This is a genomic window from Zavarzinella formosa DSM 19928, assembly GCF_000255705.1.
In the GTDB taxonomy this organism is placed as follows: Bacteria; Planctomycetota; Planctomycetia; order Gemmatales; family Gemmataceae; genus Zavarzinella; species Zavarzinella formosa.
Genome location: NZ_JH636451.1, coordinates 143,554 through 151,232, shown reverse-complemented (window position 1 = coordinate 151,232; position 7,679 = coordinate 143,554). Strand labels below are relative to the sequence as shown.

Annotated in this window: 7 protein-coding genes; all 7 read right to left on the bottom strand. The window is 61.7% G+C overall.

Annotated features, from left to right (window positions below):
* Positions 1–2,033 precede the first annotated feature (2,033 nt).
* Complete coding sequence (locus BGIM_RS0143255; protein WP_020475816.1) at positions 2,034–3,011, bottom strand: integron integrase; 978 nt, start codon at positions 3,009–3,011, stop codon at positions 2,034–2,036.
* A 174-nt stretch (positions 3,012–3,185) separates the two neighbouring features.
* Positions 3,186–3,557, bottom strand: a complete 372-nt coding sequence (locus BGIM_RS0143250; protein ID WP_020475815.1) for a hypothetical protein — start codon at positions 3,555–3,557, stop codon at positions 3,186–3,188.
* Positions 3,558–3,861: 304 nt separating this feature from the next.
* Entirely contained in the window at positions 3,862–4,884 is a 1,023-nt protein-coding gene (locus tag BGIM_RS0143245; protein WP_020475814.1) for a hypothetical protein, read from the bottom strand.
* A gap of 606 nt (positions 4,885–5,490) precedes the next feature.
* Positions 5,491–5,832 (bottom strand): hypothetical protein, encoded by a 342-nt coding sequence (locus BGIM_RS0143230; RefSeq protein WP_020475811.1) that lies wholly within the window; start codon positions 5,830–5,832, stop codon positions 5,491–5,493.
* Positions 5,833–5,931: 99 nt separating this feature from the next.
* Positions 5,932–6,447 (bottom strand): hypothetical protein, encoded by a 516-nt coding sequence (locus tag BGIM_RS0143225; RefSeq protein ID WP_020475810.1) that lies wholly within the window; start codon positions 6,445–6,447, stop codon positions 5,932–5,934.
* A gap of 109 nt (positions 6,448–6,556) precedes the next feature.
* On the bottom strand, positions 6,557–7,030 hold the full coding sequence (locus BGIM_RS0143220; protein WP_020475809.1) for a TIGR03067 domain-containing protein: 474 nt from the start codon (positions 7,028–7,030) through the stop codon (positions 6,557–6,559).
* A gap of 52 nt (positions 7,031–7,082) precedes the next feature.
* Positions 7,083–7,529, bottom strand: coding sequence for a hypothetical protein (locus BGIM_RS55615; RefSeq protein WP_157369869.1), 447 nt, complete (start codon positions 7,527–7,529; stop codon positions 7,083–7,085).
* Positions 7,530–7,679: the final 150 nt, after the last annotated feature.

Below are 7,679 nucleotides of genomic sequence, written 5' to 3'. Positions count from 1 at the left end.
ACCTGACCACCCGACTGACGCTTTCCGAACCCATGCCATGCCGCCGAACGACCCAGTTCAGCCGCCGGGCCGGGAAAACTGGAACCTTCCATCCGCGACTGAGGTCCCGGTCGGCTGCAACGACTTGTTCGGCTTGAAACCTCGTTCTCTCCACCGGCGACCATCACCGGGCGAAGTGCTTTGTCTTTCGCCCTTCTCGACCCGCTTCCACCATCGGCACCGACGACTTCACCCACTGTCCCACCCGGCGACTTGAACTTTCCGAACCCATGCCCATGCTGCCGAACGCCCAAGTTCAGTTGCCGGCGCCGGAGTACCCCCGGCCACTTCACCGCGACATGGGTCGCCGGTCAACTGCAACGACTTGTTCGGCCGGAAACCTTGTTCCCTCGTCCGGCGACTATCACCGGGCGAAGTGCTTTGTCTTTCGCCCTTCTTAACCCGCTTCCACCATCGGCACGAACAACTTTACCCGATACCCGACTGATGCTTTCCGAATCCGCATCCATGCTGCCGAACGCCCGAGTTCAGGGGCCGGGGCCGGAGCGGCTGGCACCAATATTACGAGGGCTGAGGCCCCCGGTCACCTGCAACGCTTTGTTCGGTGTCTAGGAATCGTCAGTGATAACGAATGCCTGCAAATCTCGGTGCGCTGCTTCCACAAGCGTGTCGTCTATCGCACCCACCATGATTTCCAACTCGGCGACCGCGCGACGCGACCAACGGACTTTATACTCTATCCTGACAGTCCCGTGGCCAACTGGGAACTGAAAGTTCCCGAACTCCGTACCGCCCCAATGACGACGCACCCACTGACGGAATCGGGACCATGCTCCGTTGTTCCCAGATAAATCGGCGAGGACACCGGAGAATTTTTGGGCAGTCTCTGCGATCGGACCATGCAACTCTAATTCCTGCCCGTTGTATTGGCCAGACACGTACCACCAAGGCGTTTCGGCTCCGGGTCGGAGTCGGCCAGACATATCGTACCAATCTGGCGTCTCGGTTCCGGGGTGGAGTCGGTAGCGGTCAATCCCATCGCGGATGGCCAGCAAGAGGTAGGTCACAACCTGAATCTGCGGCTCAGGCTCCGATAGCATCACGGATCCTCCTCCACCGCCGAACGACTCAGTTCAGTTGCCGGCGCCGGAAAACCTCCGGCCATTTCACCGCGACACAGGTCGCCGGTCAACTGCAACGACTTGTTCGGCCGAAAACCTCATTCTCTCCACCGGCGACCGTCACCGGGCGAAGTGCTTTGTCTGTCGCCCTTCGCTACCCGCTTCGCCCATCGGCACGGACAACTTTACCCACTACCCGACCAACCGACTGGCGCTTCCCGAATCCTCGCCCATGCCGCCGAACGACCCAGTTCAGCCGCCGGGCCGGGAAAACTGGAACCTTCCATCCGCGACTGAGGTCCCGGTCGGCTGCAACGACTTGTTCGGCTTGAAACCTCGTTCTCTCCACCGGCGACCATCACCGGGCGAAGTGCTTTGTCTTTCGCCCTTCTCGACCCGCTTCCACCATCGGCACCGACGACTTCACCCACTGTCCCACCCGGCGACTTGAACTTTCCGAACCCATGCCCATGCTGCCGAACGCCCAAGTTCAGTTGCCGGCGCCGGAGAATCCCCGGCCGCTACACGGCGACGGAGGTCGCCGGTCAACTGCAACGACTTGTTCGGCCGAAAACCTTGTTCTCTCCCCCGGCGACCGTCGCCGGGCGAAGTGTTTTGTCTTTCGCCCTTCTCAACCCGCTTCGCCCATCGGCACCGACAACTTTACCCACTACCTGACCACCCGACTGACGCTTTCCGAACCCATGCCATGCCGCCGAACTTGCTATTAGCTTGCGCCCCTGCGCAAGCTATCACGGTTGGTTTTTAGCCGTTTCCCGATGCCGAACACGATTCAGAATCGGCGTAACCTTCATTCCGACAACATCTTGATTACTTTTCGACGAGTCAGCCAGAGCGAAAACTTGGCGCGATCTATCACACTAATGATACATTGCGCCGATTGAGGCCCGATCATAATTGATCAAGCGGGCTTTTCGTTCCAGTCGCCCCGCGATTGAGCACATGAGTATAAATCATTGTCGTGCTGACATCCTCATGGCCGAGCAGTTCTTGCACGGTGCGAATGTCCGCGCCGCCTTCCAGCAAATGAGTCGCAAAAGAATGCCGCAAGGTGTGGGCGCTCGCCTTCTTCGTGATTCCGCTGGCCCGCACCGCCGCCGTGATCGCCCGGCTGACCGCTCCTTCATTGGCGTGATGCCGGCGCCGAAGGCCGCTCCTCGGGTCCTTGGAAAATCGGGCCGCCGGGAAAACATATTGCCATTTCCATTCGCGGGCGGCGTTTGGATATTTTCTCTCCAGCGCATGAGGCAGATAAACCGCCCCCAAACCCTGACGCAAATCCTCGTCGTGAAGTTCGCGCACCCGTTGCAGATGCTCAAGGAGGTCGCGATGGACGGCTTGCGGCAACATGGTCCGGCGGTCTTTGTTTCCCTTCCCCTCGCGGACCATCACTTGGTTGAGGGCGAAGTCCAGATCCTTCACCCGCAGCCGCAAACATTCCAGCATCTGCATTCCGGTTCCGTACAGCATCAGCCCGATCAGGCGATACGTGCCGTCCAATCCGGCCAAAACCCCGCGCACCTCGTTTTGAGTGAGAACCACCGGCAACCGGCGGGGGCGGTTGGCGCGGATCACCCCTTCAATCGCGCCCGGATTGGTCTCCAAGACTTTCTGATACAGAAACATAATCGCGCTGAACGCCTGGTTCTGGGTGCTGGCGCTCACGCCCCCCTCGACCGCCAGATGCGTTAGAAACTGGTTGATCTCCGCGACGCCCATCCCGGCCGGATGGCGCTTTCCATGAAACAGGATAAAGCGTCTGGCCCAGTCGTGATAAGCCTCCTCCGTGCGGATGCTGTAATGCCGAACCCGGCAGGCCTCCCGCAATTGATCCAACAAACGCGGTTTGGGGTTCGTTGTGTCGGGCATGGCGGCCTTGCTCCAGACCAAAGATTAGCCGGGGCGGGCGGGGCCATGCAAGCGAATTCTCAAAAGGGAAAAAGAAAGGGTCCGGCAAATCGTTCTGGCGCCGCTGGGGGATCGGGTTCTTGGCGAGCCGAACGACCGAACTCAGCGGCCGGGACCGAAACGACTCCGACCCATTCACGACGACTGAGGTCCCCGGTCACCTGCAACGTCTGGTTCGGCGGCCGGACTGTCACCACCGACAGTCAACCCCGGCCACCCGGCGAGGTATGACTCGAAACTGATGTCTTCGTCGCGGTCGCCGCCGATCTCCTGACAGGCATGCTCCGCGTCGGTCATCTGGTCTTCCAACCGCACGTCGATCCGGTGTCCGGTGTGATCCGCCAAGAACTTCCAGACCACTTGGTTGAGCTGCGGCCTCGCCCAGTGCGGCGACAACTCCGGACCACCAATGTGGAACGCGAAAGGGCGGCAGTCCCGGCGGAGCGCTTTGCCCAGCCACAGCGTCTGGCGGCAGTCATGGCAGTTCAAGTACCCGTAGATGCTCACCACACCCTCTGACTGCTACCGCCGAACAGTGATTAGACCAACCCCATTGGATTTCATCCCACAACCGGGAGATTGGTCTATACCCGGTTGCCGTTGCTGGTTTACGCAACGACCGAGCAGCCGTCAGCGTAACCGTCACAATATCACTTGTCAAACGCCAGCCTGGCTGTTCGTTCAAACACCCGCGAGATTCCGGGAGTTGATCTCCATGCAAAGTCCCCGGCATGGCGTCTCATGAAGGGCCGCCGGGAATGCGGGCAACGGGGTTGCCGAGGCGTTTTCATCGCCAATCTGGGGCGCCGGGTTACTCGTCAAACGCTTTTTGCGCGTCTTCGAGCCGTGCGAAGGCTGCCCATTGCCCGTTGTAAATGGCCCAGCTTCCGGCCTTGGGGAAGCCGCGAGGATAGGCGTAGACGCCCTGCTTCGGGTCGCGTCCCCAGCGGACGATCAGTTCGCCTTTTTCCAGGCGGCGCAGCATCACGACATTGTTATGGCTGCGGACCATGTGGGCCGCCACCTCGTCGAGATTCGCCGGTTTGCTTTTCAACAGCGGCAGCATTTCGGCGGAGGTGAAGAATCCCTGGGTGCCCCGGTCGCTGCGCTCGGCGGCGGCGAACGGGTCCGGCTTGCCAGGCTCGGGCGCGCTCTTGGCCACGATGTCGGCGGGGATGGTGTCGGCGGTCAGCAGGATCGCGTTGAGCTTCGCAAACTCCGCCGGCGTGACCCGCTCAAAACTATTGTCGTCAAAGCGAACGTACCACCCGCCGTATTCCGGGGCTTCTTTCCAATGGGCCCACACCAGCCGGTTTGCCGATTTTCCCCACGGGATGACGATATCGCCTCGCTTCAGCACGGCCATCGTGTCGGGATGCCCCTTGAGAGGGGTCAGGTCCAGTTCCTCCAGCCTGGCGGGAAAGCGGTTGTGATTCTTCAGCACATACTCGCGCAGGGGAGTCATGAGGACGGCCGCCGCCTGATGGGCGGCCCTTTGTCGGCGCCGCTCCTCGGCCTCGCCCGGATAGGAGGACGCGATCAACTGGTCGCCTTGAAACGTCACGGTCACTTTCTGGCTTCCATTGATCCAGACACTCTTTTTGGAATCCTTCCACTCGGTCCACGTCTCCTGCGGCGGGCCAAACATGGCGACCACTTCCGGTTCGGACAAGCCGGGTTCAAGCCGCATGTAGTTCGCCCTCGTGAACGCCGCCGCCGGCGCTTGCGAGGCGGATGCGTCTGACTTCGCGCGGCGCAATTTGCCGCAGCCGCAAACCAACAGAAGAAGGACCGGCGCCGCCAGGAGCAGGAAGGGACGACTTGTTCGCTTCATGAATCAATTTTCCTCCGAGTCAACGGTTCCTCTCTCGCCCCGGCGGGCGGCCGGGGTTGGACATGAGGTTTTCGTGATTCCCATTCATGCTGATTGTCAAGCCCCAAGAGCCCCGCCGCGTCAGCCGCAGGCTAACCGGCTCGCCGTTGTCTGTCAAAATCATTCCCGAAAAAGGCCACCGGAGCGAGGCCAATCTTGTCGGCGTCGGCGACGAGCCGGGTTCTTGGCGAGCCGAAAGGATCCATGCAAACCGTCGTTTTTGGGGAAGCGGGACAATGGTCGTCGGAATCCAGTGGAGGCGGCTCGTCAGAAACGGATCAACAACGGTTGATGGATGAAGACAACAAAGTGGCGACGACTCCGCTTCGGAAGGAAGCGTGAGGACGGGGGGATAGGGAACGAAGCCGGCTGACTTGCCACCAAGAGCCGCCTTCATTCCATCTCTTCCCCGGAAAACCAACCAAAACTGGCTTGATTCAACGACGGCTTCATCGTCGACACAGCTCAGCGGCCGGAACAACCTTGGCCACATGACGACGGCTGAGGTCCCCGGTCAGCTAAAAAGAGCCGCCGTCTGCCGTAGGATTGTTCGGCGTTGCCAGTCGATCACCAAAACCTCCACCACGGCTTCTTCGGAGGAGGCCGCTGCTCGCCTTGCGGAGCTTTCCCGTCCGGGGGAGGAGGCAGCCCGGCCAGTTTGGCGAGCATCCCTGAACTGCGGATTGTCTCGATTAACTGGGCGTGGGTTTGGGGATCGAGGTGCGGGGGCTTGCCGTCCCGAACGGCGGCGCCCATCTGCCTTAGCGTCGGCATGTCGAAATAGTGATCGGTCATTGCCAGCGACAGGGCGAGATCATCCTCCGTTTGCGGGGCGCCAGAGCACTCCGGACACGGAACGAACGCGCCGAATTTGATCACCCCGCACTTGAAACAGACGGCCATCGTCATTTGTGTGCCCCTACCTAAAACGACCAGCGCTCATCTCCTGCCGCCGAACGACCAAACTCAGCGGCCGGGACCGCCGCAGTTCCTTGCACTCCGAAAAACCTACGTGCGGCCCTGGCCCGCTACAGCGCCGGGTTCGGCGGGGTTGGATGCCTGGCCCACCTCAATGACGGGCACCTCGGGGTGGTGTTGCCGCAGGAACCCGACCAGCGCCCGCCGGTCCGACCACCGGACCAAGACATCGCCCCCGAATGGCTCCAGAGCAATGGCGTCGGTCTCCGCCCAAACCTCCCCTTCCCGCCGATTGACCACGACCCGTCGCACGTCGGTCAGGGACAGCCGCCGCTGGCGATCCGGTCGTCCGACCGGCCCCCACCGCGCCACGCCTCTCTCAACTCTGAACTCCAACGCGGCCGGCCGGACCAGCCGCCACCCACTAAAGGCATCCAGGGCCGCGAACCCGACGAGCCACACAACCGCGGCGGCGACAAGCACGCGCTCGCCCTCCGCCACGCCGACCCAAAGACAGGCCCCCCCGATCACCGTCGCCAGAAGGCAAGCCGCGAATGTCAGCCAGCCGAGGAGATCATCTGTGCGTCGCGTGCGATGGAAACTCATGACACGCCTCCGCCGCCGAACACCAAAACTCAGCGGCCGGGGCCGGAACGACTCCGGCCACATTACGACGGCTGAGGCCACCGGTCAGCCGCAGCGCCTGGTTCGGCTTCTACTTATCTCGACGTTTTAGAACGGACAGGTAGATATTTTCACGGCCTTCCAATGCTTTAAATTCCTTCGGCCGCTCGACACCGGTGTTGTCGAAACACATTCGCAGGAACTCTCCGTCCCACTCATAGATGCCTGTGTGAGTGAACGTCTTGCCAGATGGATGGTCAATCGACACCAAGTCAATCCGTCGCGGGCTGGCCACCGGGTCTATCACGACTTTGTATCGCCGCCCGCCGCCCGCCGCTCCCGTCTTGGTCAGTCGCTCGCCCTCGATCTCCACCCAAATGCGATCGCGGTCCTTCTCATTCAGTTCCAGTCCGCCGATACTCTGACTCAGATAACGCCAGGTCCCTTGCATCCGCTTGAGTTCCTCCTCAACCGTCGGCGATTGCGGTTTCAAACGAGGGGCCGCCCATGCTGGCCATATGACGATGGAAACGACCGCAATCACTCCCGGAAATATTTTGACCATTTATACCTCCCTTGCCGAACAACCAAACTCAGCGGCCGGAGCCGAGGCGACTTCAACCCGTCAACCGCGACTCGGGTTCCCGGTCACCTGCAATGTTTTGTTTGGCGTCCGCGCCACCCACTGACAAACCAGCCCACCGCAACCCGATCCAAACCCGGCGCACCGCCTCGGCCAACTCCGCCGTATGCCCTCGCACAACCGCGGCCGGCCACGGGCGCCAGTCAGCCGGCAGCGCGCATTCGATATGCCAGGCGCCGGACGTCGTCGGCTCGATGGATACCAACGATGGCGCCTGCCAGTCGTCGACAGCGCGGAGGCCCAACCGCTCGTGCGAGGTCAGCCCCCAGACCACCGGCTCCGATCCGCCTGCGGACAATTCCCGCAACAGATCGAGCATGCACTGTGGTAGTCGCCGCTCCTGCGCCGACTCGCAACGGTCGGCCATCGATTGATAAAACTCGGCGACCGACTCCGGCCCTTGGACTGTGATACGCCGCACCTCCACAGAACACCCTCCGTTGGCCGAACATCAAACTCACCGGCCGGCGGGTCGCGGGGAGCCATGACTCTGGGAAAGCCCGCATGCCCCGCCGGTCAGGCGCGGCACCTGGTTCGGCCTGGTCTCGTCACGCGGGCGGGGTCAAACCGC